Consider the following 15,790-nt stretch of genomic DNA (forward strand, 5'->3'; position numbering starts at 1 on the left):
TAGACTCAGTTGATTCAATCAATACTAACAATAATCTTATAAATAATATAAAAAATGAAGCACCAAAAATTGAAATTGATTTTGGTGATCCAACTAATGAAGAAATTAAGAATGTAATTGAAAACTTCTATTACAAGAATTTATATAAAGAATACGACAAAACTAAGGATGATGGCAATCATGGATTTGATTTTCCATTAGATGATGCATTTTATGGTGATTTAGATATTTTTTCAAAAAATAATGAAAAAGAACATAATGAACCATGGTATGAAGATGATGAACCCGGTATAGCAAAATCAATGCAATCCTTACCAAAAGCGCAATCTAAACAAGAACAAAAAAGTGATTCTAAACCGAAAGTTCAAGATTTAGGCGGGCCATCAAAATGAGATAATCTTTATGATCTTTTCTCAGGCGGAATTAAGGGTAAAGGTCCGATTATTGATATATATGGCATCCCCGGTGAAAAAAAATAGAAATTCAAACTAAAAACCAGGTTCATTCTGGTTTTTAGTTTGCTTAAGGAAAATATTCATTTTTTTTGGTAACTAGTTTGTTGTTATTTATCATTATGTATAAGGCTTTTATAAATTATGAGGTTTTAAACATTTTATTAAAACGAAAAGATTAATCTAACTTAATGCAGTATCAAAAAAAATATTAATTTATAATTAGTTATTATGAAAAAAATCGGTGTTTTTAAAAATAACTTAGGATATGGTAATGACCTCTTTGTTTATCAAGATAAGGAGATGTTTAATTATTCTGTTGATACAATTTTATTAGGTAATTTCGTTTCAATTAATCGCAATGTATCGAATATGCTCGAGGTTGGTACGAATAATGGAGCCTTATCAATCTTTATGGCTGCCAGATCCAAGAAAATAAAAATTGACGCAGTCGAAATTCAACCAAAAGCAGTTTTGTTGGCTAAGCAAAATGTATGTTTAAATAATTTGGAAGACCAAATAAAAATTTTTGAAGCTGATTTTAAAGAATATGCAAAAGATTATGCTTTTAAATGTGGGAATAATCTTGCTAAGAAATACTCTTCAATTGTTGCTAACCCACCCTACTACAATGAAAACTATAATCAAGTTAGAAAAACTGGTACATATGCGCAAAAACTGGCTACACATGAAATTAATTTAGATTTAGAAACACTTATTTCTTTATCTTCTAAAATAATTGAGCAAAAAGGTTATTTTAGTGTTGTGCTTCCAATTGCTAGATATATTGATTTAATATCATTATTGCGCAAATATAATTTTGAACCAAAAAGAGTGCAACTAGTTTTCACTAGAATCAATTCTCAACCTAAATTTTGTTTAGTTGAATCACGATTTAACTCGGGTTGAGGCACGTATTTTGAACCAAATATTTATCTTCATAATGATGATAAAAACGACCATTCATATCGCCTAGAAACGCAAAAACTTTATATCCCAATGAAACAAAAAGGAGAAAAACATGAATAATTCAAAAAAAACATTTTATATAACTACTCCAATATATTATCCTAGCGGAAATTTACATATTGGTCATGTCTTAACAACGACACTGGCATGAGTTTTTGCAAATTATAAAAAAACTCAAGGATATGAAACTTTATTTGTGACCGGTATTGATGAACATGGTCAAAAAATTCAAAAAAAAGCTGAGGAATATAATTTGTCTCCTCAAGAATATGTTGATATTCAATCTCGGAAATTTATTGATTTATGAGATTTATTGAAAATTAACTATGATTTCTACAGTCGTACTACAAGTAAACAACATGAACAAGCAATTATTAAAATTTTCGAAAAAATGTACGAAAAGGGATTTATTTTTAAAGATAAGTATGTAGGTCTTTATTCAGTTAGCGATGAAGAATTTTTTACTAAAACACAAGCTATCTATAAAGATGGAAGATATTACCACCCGACATCAGGTCATGAGCTTCAAGAAATTAAAGAAGAAAGCTATTTCTTTGATATGAAAAAGTTGGAACCTTGAATAAATGAATTTTTTGATATAAATTCTAACTTTTTAACTAATAAAAATATTGCCAAGGAGCTAAAGAGTAATTTTCTGTCCAAAGGAATTGAAGATCTATCAATTACTCGGGTTTCCTTTGATTGAGGAATCAATGTACCTAAACAAAAAAATAATGATGAAAAGCAACATGTTATTTATGTTTGATTAGATGCATTATTCAGCTATTTAACTGCTTTGGGATATGAAACAAATAACGATGATAATTATCATAAATTTTGGCGTAATGGTAATGAACGTGTTCACGTTTTAGCGAAGGAAATTTCGCGTTTTCACTCAATTTACTGACCAATATTTTTAAAATCACTTGATATCAATCTACCGACAAAAGAAGTTGTTCATTCATGAATTATTACCCCCGAGGGTAAAATGTCAAAATCAAAAGGAAACATTGTGGAACCAATTCCCTTAATTAACAAATACGGAGCTGAGGAAATTAAATATTTCTTTTGTTCGCAGGTTAATATCGATAATGACTTTTCTTTTAGTGAAGAACTTTTAATTAACGTCCTAAATGCTGATTTGGCAAATAATTTTGGTAATCTTGTTAATCGTACTATCAAAATGGTTAATCAAAACTTTGCAAACGGCACATACTTTGATAAGAATAATTTGCTTGAAATCGATCAAAAAATATTGGATTCATTAAGTGTTTATTATGAGGAATATAAAAAAGAATTTGATCAATTTCATGCTGATAAGGCAATTAAAAATGCTATTAATTTGTCTTCAAAATTAAATGAATATATAGATTTAACAAAACCATGATTGTTGAAGGAAGATTTAGATAGACTTAATTGCGTTTTAAATACCTTGCTTAACGGGATTTATAGCATAGCCTTAATGTTATCTGTTGTCATGCCTCAAAAGATGGAAAAAATATTTAGTTTTATTAAAATAGATTTGATTAATTACGAACAAATAACTAATTTTGCCAAATTTGATAATTTGTACCCTGAGGCTAACGAGATCTTATTTGCAAGAGTTATTAAGAAATAAGACCATTTTTCATTTATAATATAATTGAAATTATGGAATATCTATAAAAAGCAAAAAAGATTCTTTTTTATCAAAATAAGGAATTTAACAATAAGGAGAACAAGTGAAAAAATCAAATAAATTGCTATTAGCATTGACATCTATTTCGTTACCAGTTATTACAGGAGCTGCGTTGGTTTCGTGTTCAAATCCATCTAACCCAGGGCCTAAAAAACCAGAAAAACCAGCTGAACCAAGCAATCCGCATAGTCCCGGCAAACCTGGCGATCAAGGCAACCCTGAAAATAAGCCAAAAGAAAAACAACCTGATAAGCATGAGACACCAGATCAAGGACATAATACTACTCCTCCAATAGTGAATCCCCAAAAACCCGGCGAAGGAAAGCAAGAAGATCAGTCAAGTAAAAATCCTCAACAAGATAATCCAAAACATGACAATAAAAAAGAAGAAAAAAATCCCCAAACACCTGAACAAAAACCTGAACAAACACCCCTCCCAAATGATCCTATGGATAAACATGATGATAAACCAAAAAAGGATGATCAATCAAAGATCAAAAAAGAAGATGATAATATACCAAATGATAAAAATGGCATTATAAAAAAATTTGAAGAGTTACTTGCCTATTATGAACAAAAATGAAATGATGTTAATAAAAAGATTGATGATTTACAATCTAAACTTAATGGAGATGAAATAAATAAACTAACCAGACAACAAGTAATTCAAGATAACACAGAACTTTCCTTCCGGATTAATTTAGCTAACGAAATAAATCAAAAAATTAATAGTAGATTTTCGGAACTTAAAGAAGAAAAAAGTATGAATAATGATGTTGATGAAGAACTTCTTAGAAAAATAAAGGAACTTATAACGGAATTTTCAGAAAAAAAAGGTGATAAGTTAATTGAAGAATTTTCAGAAAAAGCAAGAGCCAAAGCAGAAGAAACATGATCTAAGAAACTTGAAAAGCAGGAAGAATTACATAAAAAACTAACTGAGCTTCTAGAAAAAATAACGGATTCACAGACAAAAGAAGATTGGAAGAAAAATATCGAAGATCTTTATAAAAAATTGTCACTAACAGATTCATTATTGCAACAATTAAATAAAACCATTGAATCACAAAATAAAGTAAATTAAATAATAGAAAAGCAACCTTGTCAATTTTAAAAAGGTTGCTTTTAAACTATTTAATAATTACTCATAATGGCTAATTTATCTAAATTTTTGATAAAATAAAACACATGAAATTTATAGATGAAGTTGATATTTTGGTTATTGCTGGAAAAGGTGGAGATGGGATCATTAGTTTTCGTCGTGAGGCTAATGTTGATAAAGGCGGTCCGGACGGCGGCGATGGAGGAAATGGAGGTTCAATATATTTTCAGGGCGATCCTGGGCAAAATACATTATTGCCATTTTACTACCAAAAAAAGATTGTTGCTAATGATGGGGAAAACGGGAAACCTAAAAATGCTTTTGGCAGAGGCGCTGATGATTTAATTGTTAAGGTGCCATTGGGCACTATGGTTTATAATGATGGCAAGTTAGTTGCTGATATTGTTACAGAAGAAAAATATCTGATTGCTAAAGGCGGTAAAGGCGGTAAAGGTAATTTAAGATTTAAATCATCAAGAAATACTGCTCCAAGAATTTGTGAAAACGGAACATTAGGTGAAAGATTTAATTTGCATCTAACATTAAAGGTTTTAGCTGATGTGGGCTTTGTTGGAAAACCAAGCGCAGGGAAAAGCACAATCTTATCTCAAATTTCTAATGCTAAACCCAAAATAGCCGATTATGATTTTACAACACTTGTTCCACAATTGGGTTTAGTTAAATTTTATGAAAATACTTTTGTAGTCGCAGATTTGCCTGGATTGATAGAAAAAGCTTCGGAGGGCAAAGGCCTTGGGATTCAATTTTTAAAGCATATTGAGCGTTGTAGGGTTATATGCCACATTATTGATTTTGGTGATTCAAATAAAAACCCAATTTTGGATTATGAAATTATTAATAATGAACTAAGATCTTATAATCTTAGACTTGAAAAATTACCGCAGATTGTTGTAGCTAACAAATCTGATCTTGAATCATATCAAACTCATTTAGAAAAATTTAAAAGTAAGTACCCTAATATTAAATTAATAGAAAATTCATCATTGCTTGACTCGCATATAGAAGAAATAAAAAAAGTGTTATGAGAAACTCTACAAGAAGCCAAAATTAATATTGTTAATGAATTAAAAGAATCTGAAGAAGTTGTTGTTATTTCGCTAGATAAAAAGAAAATAGAAATTATCAAACTGTCTGATGATACTTATGAAATTGTTGGCAGTGATATTTATAAGGTTTATGAAAAAATTCCTGTTATTTCTATTGATAATTTATGAAGATTTAATTACAAATTAAAATCATTAGGTGTATTTGATTTAATTAAAAATTCAGATATTAAAGATGGTGATACTATTAAAATTAAGGATTATGAGTTTATTTGAAACAACGAAGATTTTTAAAAAAATTAATAACTAACATAAAAAATAATATATAATAATAAAGCATTTAGCAAAAATTTCTGTGTGGAGAAGTAGCTCAGCTTGGTAGAGCACTTGACTTGGGCTCAAGCGGTCGCAGGTTCGAATCCTGTCTTCTTCACCATTTATGGGGGGGTAGCTCACCTGGCCAGAGCGCCTGCCTTGCACGCAGGAGGTAGAGGGTTCGAGTCCCTTCCTCTCCACCATTATGGCACTGTAGCTCAGTTGGTTAGAGCGTCCGGTTCATACCCGGAAGGTCAAGAGTTCGACTCTCTTCGGTGCTACCAAATGTAAAACCCAATAGTGAAATTTTAGGACCCATAGCTCAATGGTTAGAGCAACCGGCTCATAACCGGTCGGTTACAGGTTCGAGTCCTGTTGGGTCCACCATGGGCAATTACCCAAGAGGCTGAAGGGAGCAGTCTTGAAAACTGCCAGGGGCTTCACGGCCCGCGGGGGTTCAAATCCCTCATTGCCCGCCATAATATAGCGGAGTAGAGCAGGCGGCAGCTCGTTGGGCTCATAACCCAAAGGTCATTGGTTCGATTCCAATCTCCGCAACCACGGTCCAGTGGTAAAGTGGTTTAATACGCTTCCCTGTCACGGAAGAGATCGCGGGTTCAATTCCCGTCTGGACCGCCATGGCTCTGTAGCTCAGTTGGTAGAGCAACGGACTGAAGCTCCGTGTGTCGCTGGTTCGATTCCTGCCGGAGCCACCATTTCAGAAATGACTTAACACCAAATTGGTGTTTTTTTTTTTTTTTTTTTTGAACGTTCTAATTTTACATAGCAAAATTTAGATGGTTTTTATTATAATAATTTTTAATAATATGTTTTTGCTATAAAAAAATATTAAAAACTAGGCAATATTATGTTTATAAATTAGTATTAATGTATAATTTTTTAGTTATGACAGCATTAGAAATATCTATTCAGTTTTTTGGAGCATTAGGAGCGATAGCGACAATTCTTTTAGGTGTTCCTCAACTAGTTAGGGTTGTTAAAACCAAAAAAGCTGAAAACATAAATTATTATTCATTTTGAATTTTTTATATTGGAATTATTATTTGGTTAATTTATGGTGTATTTACAGGTGATGAAAACGGTTGATACATTTTTTTAGCAAACTTAATTTGTTCTTTTATATATGCTTTTACAATGTATTTTTTATATCACTATAATAAAGCAATTACCAAAAATCAAAAAAAATTTGCAACGGCAGCTATAGTTTTAGTAGAATTATTTGCAACTTCGATATTCGCTGTATTTATAGTATTAGTATTTCAAAAGATTAATACTGGCTATTTTTATCCAATTGTTGGGAATAGAATTGCGGTATTTGATAAAGTTACATCACTTATTATTGGTTTAATTACGCCTGCGGGAACAACCTTAGCTTTTATGCCCCAACTAATAAAAGGATTAAAAACAAGAAACTTTAAATCAATAAGTCCTTGAATGCTATTTATTTTTATTTTAAATAACTTATGATGAATTATTTTCTTTATTTTGAGTATTGTAGATAAAAATATCAAAGGTGAGGAAGCTGCCTTGAATGGTTTAATCGGGGCTCTTGTATGGCAAATTGTATCATTAATTGTTTATACAGTGCAATTTTCATTTGTTATATCATATGAAGTGAAAATGAAAAAGTGCGAGGTTTTGCATAAAAGAACTATGATGACACAAGATGATGCAATGGAACAAAAATAAGATTCTATATCTTTAGAGGCCTTGACTTGAAATATATCAAAGTCTCTTTTTTATTTTTTTTATAAAAAACCTGTTTTAATTTAATGGTGGACAATACAAAAAATTAAACAAAGCTTCAAAAACTATTTATTGTTTGTATGCTACTTTTAAAATATGTGCATGATGAACTGGTCAAAAAATAGTTTATCATTTAAAAAACATATATAATTATTTTAAGATTGAAAGGAAAAAATATGGGTCATAAAATTGGTTGGGTAATATGTTTGATAATAAGCTTCCCAATACTTGTTGTTTCTTCAATAATTGCTTCTATTACATTTAGTAATGAAGCATTATTATCAAATGCTACTACACCGCTTGGAAAACTAGTGTTTAAACTAAACGGCTTTTTGAAACTTGGTGATATAAGAATTATATCTTATGTTGGTATAGCGATAGCTGCGATATTTGGTATATTGTCACTAATATCATTAATAAGATTGATAAAAAAATAATGTGGTAGTGTAGATAATTTTGTGTAAATTTATCTCTGGCTTATTTTTAGTAAGAGATTTGAGAATAGCAACCACACAAATCTAAATTTATTATACAAAAACAACCAAGCAACATTATGTTGTTTGGTTGTTTTAATTATTTATTTTTTTCAAAAATAATTTGTAATCGATTAAAAACAGGCCCCCAATTAGGAACAAACTTTGTTTCATTTTCTAACTGATTTTGGGTTGTGAAATAAACTCTTATTAAAGAGCTATCAAAAAGAAATAAGTTTTTTAAAAAAATTGCACAAAATTATTTATGGTAACACTTTTTTGCTTTTTATTAGCTAAAAATTGTCAACAAAAAAGTCTAAAACCTCATAAGAGATTCAAGACTTTCTTATTTTGACCTAATTTTTGTTTATTTCTTTTCTTTTTTGAATCTTATGACGTTTAACTGCATATCAAGTCCCAACACTTGCGCCAGCTAATGCTAGTATTACCACAAGAGGCCCTACAATCGCAGCTACATTTATCTTTGATTTGCCTTCTTTTTTAGATTTTGTTTCTTGCTCAGTAATTGCTTTTTGAATCTTCAATTTAATAATTCTTAATTCTTTTATATTTTGGGCGTTTTCTATCAATTTTTCTAACTCTTTTTTTGTATTTGAATTTATTAGCTTGTTTAGTTCTTCTTTTGTAGAATTAAGTTCCATATTAAATTCTTGTGTTGCTTTAGCTGCAATATCTTTTATTTTATTAGTATTTTCTTTGTTGTTGCTTAATTCCTTACCTAGTTGTTTTTTTAATTCAGAACCTTCTAGTCTGTCAATAGCATCATTCGCCTCTTTTTTTATTTGGGCATTTTCTTGAAGTATTTTTTCTTGAGTTATTTCTTTTAATAGAATTTTTAGATTCTTTATATTATTTGCATTATTAATTTTTGTTTGATAATCCTTTTTATCTAACAATTTGTCAAACGTATCTAATATTTTTTGCTTTTCTATGTTATAAATTTCTTCAGCTTTTTCTGCTACATTAGTAAGTTTAACAACATCATTTTTTGCATTAGCGAACAACGTTTTAAATTCTTCAAATCTTTCTGAACCTTCAGTTTTATCAACAGCTTTTTGCGCTCTTTTTATTAATTTGTTTAAATCTTGTTCTTTTATTTGATTTAATAGTGCTTCATTTAATTTATTTAATTTTTGAATATTATCAGCTTCTTTTAGTGCTTGTTCGAATCCTGTTTTATCATCTAAACTTTTTAGATTTTTTTCAACTTCATTTCTTTTTAATTTGTATTCAGCATTTATTTTATCCGCTAACTTAGTTAGTTTGGTAATATTATCTTGCGCTTCACTATGTTGTTTTTTATATTCTTCATAATTCACTGAACCTTCAATTTTTTTCAGTGCTTTTGTAGCTTCTTCCCTTGCTTTTGTTAAATCTTCTACATTCTTAATTTTTTGTGCCTCTACTATTAATTTTTGTAGATCTTCAATGTTTTTTGCTTTTTTTAATTCTTCAAGTTTTTTAGTTCTTTGGTCTACTGAGTTGATGCTATTTATAAGCAATTTTGTTTTGTTGTTTTCATCAGAAAACAAATTAGTTGATTTATCATTAAGATCATTAAATTGTTCAATAGTAATCCTTTGGTTTTCTATTTGACTTGATAATTTAGTATTAAGTTCATCTTTTTCTTTTTTAATATCAATATTAATTTTAGTATGGTTACGGCCAAAATCTTTTCATTTTTTATCAAAAGCTTCTATTGCAACTTTTCTTTGTTCAATTTGCTGCTCATTTTTTTCTTTTATGGTACTAAATGTTCTCATAAAATCATCATACATGCTAGAACCCTTTGTTTTTTCGATTAATATCATTACATCGTTTTGATATTCCTGTATTTTTTTAGCCATAATATCAGCATAAAGTTCTCTTAAAATTCCTACATTACGTGCCTTATTAATTTTTTCTTTAATATTAGGGTCTTTGTTTCTTAAATCATTAAATGCCATATCGACTTTTTGTTTTTCACTAAGATAAATATTGTTAGCGGAATTTTTAAGATTTTCCAAAAATTCCATTGTGCTAGAATTCGAAACTAGTTTAACTAATGGTTTAATTTTTTCATCGTATTCGATAGAACCGTATGATTTTTGTGCGGAAATTAATGCATCATACATTAACTTATCATGTGAAAATTCTGATTCAACTTCTTTTATGATTTCTTCAATAATACTATCATTCGCTTCTTTCTTAATTTTTTCGAGAATTGGCAATGAATCTTTTAAGGTATTTAAATAAGCAGGATCTGCAGAATTAATGCCACTTTGCACCTTGAATAGATCTTTTATCAAATTTTTAATATTTGAATTTTCTTTGTGTTTAATCAATAAATTAATGGCTTCAAAATGAGCAATAATAGTTTGGACTATATAAATATCACTAATTTTTGATGAAAATTTTCCAGAAGTTACATTTGATCTTAAATCATCTGCAACCTTATAAACACTATCAATGTTTAATTTTTTGTATTCATTAAGTAAGAAAACATTATAGTCAAAATTAACATCTGATCATAATCTAATAAAGGTTCCCCAATGTAAAAAATTATGGTCATAAAAAAAGTATTCATTGTTAAAATTATCAAAAACACCATCAGGAAAAATTTTAAATTCCATTAATTTTTCTTTATATGGAAGTATCTCTAATTTCTCACCTTGAAAATTAATTAATTTTTTTAGTACTCTATATGCAAATAACATTTTGTAATGAGTTTTAAAAGCTTCAGTCTCTCAGTAAATGTTATAACTTTCAACATCATTATAGTCATCATTTGTGGGTATCGATATTGCCTCAGTTGCATAAACGCTAACATTATTGCTAGAATTTTTTTCCTCTTTTTCGATATTGTTGGCCATATTGTTTTGAGCACTAATTACTAATGGTGTTGCAGCTATTATAACTGCACTTAACAATGGGCTTAACTTAAACTTCATATTACTCCTTTTAATGAAAAAATTTACTATAAATCAATTTATTATTATGCTATTTTAGGTATAAAATATATCTTATTATTATATTAATAAATATGCCAGATTAATAGAACAAAAAAATAGTTTTATTTCAAGAAAAAATAGGTAAATTAGTGTTTATAGTTTCTTAATAATCGCTAAATCTAAATAAATAAAAAATTATATAAAATTATTACTTTTTATTTATAAATAATTCATAATTTTTGAACATTGGGTGAAAATAGCATTTTTTGAAACTATTGTTAGTTTAGTTGGGTTCTAAGTTTTTTAACACAAAATAAAATTAAAATCTAAGGTTACAAAATAAATTAGAATTCAAAATTAGGGAAAATTTTATATTATTATATCTTTAAAAGGGGATTTTTTATCTTTCTCATTATTTCTTGGATTTGCAATTTTGGTTTTTTCTATACTAGCTCGTTAGTTATTTTTTAGGATCTCAAGATGGAGTTTTGTTTTAATTTATTAAATAATTTTAATTCAAAGGATTGCCTTAAAAGGTTCGAAAGAATTAGAAAAAGTATATTTGGGTTTTTCTTAGTTTTTATAATTGCTTTTTACTTTCTTTCATGTTACATTGATTTGTTTTGTTTAATATCTTTAAGTTAGAATAGGTTATAACCATTGATAGTATGATAACTATAAAAAACCACTAATAAAACTAGTTATTATACAAGGATATGATTGATGTTAATTTTAAAAAGACATGTAGTTTCAACTAAATCTAAAAATAAATTCCTTAAATTTTTCCTCCATTATTTTTGCTAAATTTCAATCTAGTGTAATGATAGAGCTTTTAAATATTAAAAATATTTAAAACATTAATTTTAAAAAAAGCGAGACTTATATTTGAATTTTAATCTTATTTACTCATTAAAAAGTAGTTTGGCTGCTTGCAAGTAAGCTCTTAATAGATTACTTCTTCCTAATTCAATACCACCGAAATAACGAATAACAACTAATAATTTATTTTTTAAATTTTTACTATTTAAATAGCTATAAAGAGGAATCCCAGCCACACCTTTTGGTTCACGGTCATCAGTATATCCATTGATAATAACATTATTGTCTTTTATAATATAAGCATAAACGATGTGCTTTGCTTTTTTATGTTCTTTTCAAAGAGATTCGATATTTTTTCTTACATCTTCTTTTGAATTGATATTAAATAAAATGGGGATAAATTTTGATTTTTTGATTTCCAAAAACTTCATGCTATTATTATAACATTTGTTATAATTTAAAAATTATGTTGAAACTTGTTGCAAACTATTCTGAAAGAATTGATAAATATATAGCAAATAATTCTTCAATAACTAGAAATGATATTCAAGAATTAATTAAAGAGGGGGCTGTTTTTGTTAATGGAATTAAAATTAATAAAAATAAATTTGTTATCAAAAACAATGATGAAATAGAAATTGTTAGAGTCATCGATAAACAAATAAAGATTGAGGAACAAGAAATCAGCCTTGACATTGTATATGAAAATGAAGATTATTTGGTTATAAATAAACCTTCGGGTTTAGTAGTTCATCCGGCCCCGGGCCACAGGAATAATACTTTGGTCAACGGCTTAATGTACCACTTTAAAAATAATTTAAGTAATGTTAATGGGCTTTTAAGGCTTGGCATAGTTCATAGGATAGATAAAGATACTAGCGGGCTATTAATTATTGCTAAAAATAATTCAACCCACAATTATTTTGCTTCCTTGCTTAAAGAACATAAGATTAACAGGACATATATTGCTATAGTTGATGGAAGAATAGCTAACAAAAAAATGCATATTAATTTGCCCATTGGAAGAGATATAAAAAATCGTCAAAAATTTGCTGTTAGCGATCAAAACTCGAAAAATGCATATACAATGATTGAATGTCTTGAATATTTGAAAATTGATAATAAAGATAAAACATTAGTAAAATGTAATTTAAAGACAGGACGAACTCATCAAATAAGAGTGCATTTAGGATATATTAAGCATCCAGTTTATGGGGACCCTGTTTATAATAAAAAAATTGATTCTTTTAATCAAAGGCTTCACGCTGCAGAACTAGATTTTATTGATAATAAGGGAAGAAACATACATCTTGAGGCCCCTATTCCCGAACTAATGCAAAGAGAAATCGAGCAAGGTAGATAAAATTTAGTTATAATTCTAATATATTTTAAAATTAAGTAAACTCATTAAAACCAAAAAGGAGGTGTTTATGAAAAATATTGATATAAATAAATACAACTCAATTGATGAACTTTACAAACACAACAAAAAGGCAATTTTAGTAAAATCAATATTATTTACAGCATTTTTAGTTGTGATGTTTTTATCATTAATGGCCATATTTATTGAGTATGCAGTTAGAAAACAAGTCTATTTATTGAATTATAAAGAAGCATTTTCAAATGCAAATCCTAGTTATGAGATATCTACCATTAATGCTTCAGTTGAAGATTTGTTTATAAGAAAATTTGCATTTTCTATCGTTGTGGCATTATTCTCTGGAGCTGTATTGATTTGACATATCGTTTCTTTGACACTTTCACTAAAAGAAAAAGATTTCACAAAATATTCGCCTTGGTTACTGACCTTATATAGTATGACTGTTATGATTATATTTATTAATTTATTTTTCTCAGCTGGTGGTATTTTTAGAATTAAACCATGGGATATAAACCAAATTTTAAATCTTATTGTTACAATCATATTTTTAATAGGATATTTTACAATATATTGGCCGTTTTCAAGAATTGTAAAATTATTTAGAATTGTAAGAATCAACAATGAACAAGGTAGAATAAATGAAATTTTTGGGCAAAAGTTTTCACAAACTAACCAACAAACTTATTCTACACAACCTTCTATATTTGATAATAATGAACAAAAAAACAATGATGAGATTATTGAGGAAAAAAATAATAAATCATATAGCTCACAATTAGAAACATTAAGCGATGAAAAACTAATAATTATGGCGCAAAAATTAAATATATTTGGTGCTAGCGAATTAAAGCGTAAGCAATTAATTGAAAAAATCAGTGCCATATTTGAAAATAATAATAGTCATAACGAAAAAGCTAATATGAGTAACAATGAAAATAATTAAAGAAAATGAATCTGATAATGCCAAAGAAATAAAAGATATTGAGAATAATAATGATTATGATTAATTTTTAGGAGGTAAAATGAGTCAGCTGTTTTTACAAGGACAGAATTCAAAGGTTCCCAATAATTCTGAAAGTGTCGGTTCTAATCCTTTTCTAATTTATGGTTTAATATTGACACTTTTGGCAATAGTTAATTTATATTTAATAATTAAGTTTTTTATTAATTTTAAGCGTAGCATTAATAAAACAAAAGCAGTACTAGATGGTTTTTTATTTAAAAAATATATACAAGGGTTAAATATAAAAAGTACCGCGTTTTATAATATAGTTACAATTTTAGTTATTCTAGCTATCCAAATTATTTTTTCATCTGTATCATTGTCAAAAGTATATTCATATATGGGAACTGCAACCCAGAAATTTAATTCAGGTCTTGTTACAGAAATGAAGTATCTAGAATATAAAGACACCATTACCTCATATATTCCTTTATTTATAACATTTATTTCTTTTGCTATCGTTCTTTTGATTTCATTTGGTATCGCATTTGTTGTGATTTATTACATAAGTTTTAACTATCCTCAATATAAACATAAGAATGAGGCAGTGTATAATGAAATTATTTCTCTTAAGGAACTAAAAAAACAAGAATTAGCTAAATATCCTGAAAAAATTAATATAGAGTTTGATAAGTTAAAATCTTCTAATCTTTTATTATCCAATGTGTTATTAAGATGAATGAAATTTTATAATAATATGGAACAAATAAAATTCGATAAACAATATAACTTATTTTTAAATCAATTATTTAAAGTAGAGTATTTTGCAGAAGTCCAAAACGAAATTAAAAGTAATGCTCAAAAAATTTCTGATATTGCGGAATTTGCTACACCAATTCACAATCAAGATTTATCAAAGATTGAGCAGGAAATTATTTGGATGAATAAAATGGACAAAAAAGCTAAAATTCTTAACGAAACTAAGGAATTAGCAGCAATGTCAAAAGCTGAATTTAATAAAAAATACGAGGAATATGTATACACGGCTCGTGCTAATGATCCTTTATATCAAAGTGCCACTAAAAATTCATGATTATTTTATCGTGATAATGAAGTTGAAGATTTATTCTTTAATCCACATTCGAATGTTTCATATTATTATGAAGATTCAAATATTATTTATGAAAAAGAACTTATTGATTTTATGCATGAATATAAACAATTTTTAATTTCAAAATTTTTAGCAACTAAATAATTTGCTTTTGCTATGGCTAAAAAAATAAAATTAGTACTAGGTTTTTTGCCAGTTATTACTATTGCACCCCTTGTTGCTTCATGTAGTCAAAATCTCGAAAAGTTAAAATATAATGTAATTAACTCACTTAAGAATGATATTATAAATTTATTAGCAAATGTTGATGCGTTATTTGGAAGTTCTAAGAATGAAGAAGTTATTAAATTAAAGGATGAAATTAGCAATCTTCTAAGGTCTCTAAAAGAAGAAAAGATAACTCATGAAAATAATATTGACGTTTTTATAAATAAAGCTAAACAAAAATTTAAAAACTTAGTGCAGAAATTTGTGGATATGTACAATAATAATACTCGCCTTGTTTCTGAATTTTTTGAAGAACTAAGTAATTTTTCACAATGAACACTAGATAATTTGATTAATGTTAAATACACGCCCTTGATTTTAAAAATTAAGAAATATTTGCAAGATCATGTATTTAGATATGATTGAAATATTAGCCAAATTACCAAAGAAATAAGCAAACTTAAGGCATTTGAACAACAAATAAAGAAAGAAAAAGAGCAAATTGATATTATTACCAAGAAATTTTAGTAGCCTAATTATATCTGGCTGCTTTTTTAT

The 15,790-nt window shown here is 27.6% G+C and carries 13 protein-coding genes and 8 tRNA genes; 19 read left to right on the forward strand and 2 right to left on the reverse strand.

Features of this window, described 5'->3' with window-relative positions; translation table 4 throughout:
- From ACWXVS_RS01290 to ACWXVS_RS01360, 15 genes are all read left to right on the forward strand, one after another.
- Nucleotides 1-479: hypothetical protein (locus ACWXVS_RS01290; protein ID WP_455994671.1), on the forward strand; the 479-nt coding region annotated here is incomplete at its 5' end.
- Between the two features lie 204 nt (nucleotides 480-683).
- On the forward strand, nucleotides 684-1,481 hold the full coding sequence (locus ACWXVS_RS01295; RefSeq protein ID WP_444704791.1) for a tRNA1(Val) (adenine(37)-N6)-methyltransferase: 798 nt from the start codon (nucleotides 684-686) through the stop codon (nucleotides 1,479-1,481).
- Nucleotides 1,474-3,039, forward strand: a complete 1,566-nt coding sequence (metG, locus tag ACWXVS_RS01300; RefSeq protein WP_455994672.1) for a methionine--tRNA ligase — start codon at nucleotides 1,474-1,476, stop codon at nucleotides 3,037-3,039. Before ACWXVS_RS01295 ends, metG begins: the two co-directional genes overlap by 8 nt.
- Nucleotides 3,040-3,142: 103 nt before the next feature.
- Nucleotides 3,143-4,183 (forward strand): hypothetical protein, encoded by a 1,041-nt coding sequence (locus tag ACWXVS_RS01305; protein ID WP_455994673.1) that lies wholly within the window; start codon nucleotides 3,143-3,145, stop codon nucleotides 4,181-4,183.
- Between the two features lie 104 nt (nucleotides 4,184-4,287).
- Nucleotides 4,288-5,559, forward strand: a complete 1,272-nt coding sequence (gene obgE, locus ACWXVS_RS01310) for a GTPase ObgE (protein ID WP_444704788.1) — start codon at nucleotides 4,288-4,290, stop codon at nucleotides 5,557-5,559.
- A 65-nt stretch (nucleotides 5,560-5,624) separates the two neighbouring features.
- Nucleotides 5,625-5,701, forward strand: a tRNA-Pro gene (locus ACWXVS_RS01315).
- Nucleotides 5,702-5,706: 5 nt separating this feature from the next.
- Nucleotides 5,707-5,783: transfer RNA gene (locus ACWXVS_RS01320), tRNA-Ala, on the forward strand.
- Between the two features lie 4 nt (nucleotides 5,784-5,787).
- Nucleotides 5,788-5,864 (forward strand) — tRNA-Met (locus tag ACWXVS_RS01325).
- 27 nt (nucleotides 5,865-5,891) lie between these two features.
- Nucleotides 5,892-5,967 (forward strand) — tRNA-Ile (locus tag ACWXVS_RS01330).
- A 1-nt stretch (nucleotide 5,968) separates the two neighbouring features.
- Nucleotides 5,969-6,059, forward strand: a tRNA-Ser gene (locus ACWXVS_RS01335).
- 6 nt (nucleotides 6,060-6,065) lie between these two features.
- Nucleotides 6,066-6,141, forward strand: a tRNA-Met gene (locus ACWXVS_RS01340).
- Nucleotide 6,142: 1 nt separating this feature from the next.
- A tRNA-Asp gene (locus ACWXVS_RS01345) sits at nucleotides 6,143-6,219 on the forward strand.
- A 1-nt stretch (nucleotide 6,220) separates the two neighbouring features.
- A tRNA-Phe gene (locus ACWXVS_RS01350) sits at nucleotides 6,221-6,296 on the forward strand.
- 190 nt (nucleotides 6,297-6,486) lie between these two features.
- Nucleotides 6,487-7,290 carry a SemiSWEET family transporter gene (locus ACWXVS_RS01355; protein ID WP_455994674.1) on the forward strand — a complete coding sequence of 268 codons (804 nt, stop codon included), beginning with the start codon at nucleotides 6,487-6,489 and terminating at the stop codon, nucleotides 7,288-7,290.
- A gap of 233 nt (nucleotides 7,291-7,523) precedes the next feature.
- Complete coding sequence (locus ACWXVS_RS01360; protein ID WP_438340326.1) at nucleotides 7,524-7,784, forward strand: hypothetical protein; 261 nt, start codon at nucleotides 7,524-7,526, stop codon at nucleotides 7,782-7,784.
- Between the two features lie 392 nt (nucleotides 7,785-8,176).
- Here the strand turns inward: ACWXVS_RS01360 and ACWXVS_RS01365 are convergent, their stop codons facing one another.
- Nucleotides 8,177-10,771, reverse strand: a complete 2,595-nt coding sequence (locus ACWXVS_RS01365; protein WP_455994676.1) for a hypothetical protein — start codon at nucleotides 10,769-10,771, stop codon at nucleotides 8,177-8,179.
- A 902-nt stretch (nucleotides 10,772-11,673) separates the two neighbouring features.
- Nucleotides 11,674-12,021: a YigZ family protein gene (locus ACWXVS_RS01370; protein ID WP_455966342.1), complete on the reverse strand. Its 348-nt coding sequence runs from the start codon at nucleotides 12,019-12,021 to the stop codon at nucleotides 11,674-11,676.
- A 35-nt stretch (nucleotides 12,022-12,056) separates the two neighbouring features.
- On the opposite strand from ACWXVS_RS01370, the gene ACWXVS_RS01375 reads away from it, so the two are divergent.
- The 4 genes from ACWXVS_RS01375 to ACWXVS_RS01390 all read left to right on the forward strand — a co-directional run bounded on the left by ACWXVS_RS01375 (nucleotide 12,057) and on the right by ACWXVS_RS01390 (nucleotide 15,760).
- Nucleotides 12,057-12,953 (forward strand): RluA family pseudouridine synthase, encoded by an 897-nt coding sequence (locus tag ACWXVS_RS01375; protein ID WP_455994678.1) that lies wholly within the window; start codon nucleotides 12,057-12,059, stop codon nucleotides 12,951-12,953.
- 67 nt (nucleotides 12,954-13,020) lie between these two features.
- Nucleotides 13,021-13,914 carry a hypothetical protein gene (locus ACWXVS_RS01380; protein WP_455994680.1) on the forward strand — a complete coding sequence of 298 codons (894 nt, stop codon included), beginning with the start codon at nucleotides 13,021-13,023 and terminating at the stop codon, nucleotides 13,912-13,914.
- Nucleotides 13,915-13,993: 79 nt separating this feature from the next.
- Complete coding sequence (locus tag ACWXVS_RS01385) at nucleotides 13,994-15,169, forward strand: hypothetical protein (RefSeq protein WP_455994682.1); 1,176 nt, start codon at nucleotides 13,994-13,996, stop codon at nucleotides 15,167-15,169.
- 12 nt (nucleotides 15,170-15,181) lie between these two features.
- A complete protein-coding gene (locus tag ACWXVS_RS01390) occupies nucleotides 15,182-15,760 on the forward strand; it encodes a hypothetical protein (RefSeq protein WP_438340320.1) in 579 nt (192 codons plus the stop codon).
- Nucleotides 15,761-15,790 lie beyond the last annotated feature (30 nt).

It is taken from the genome of Mycoplasma sp. 327 (genome assembly GCF_053851655.1).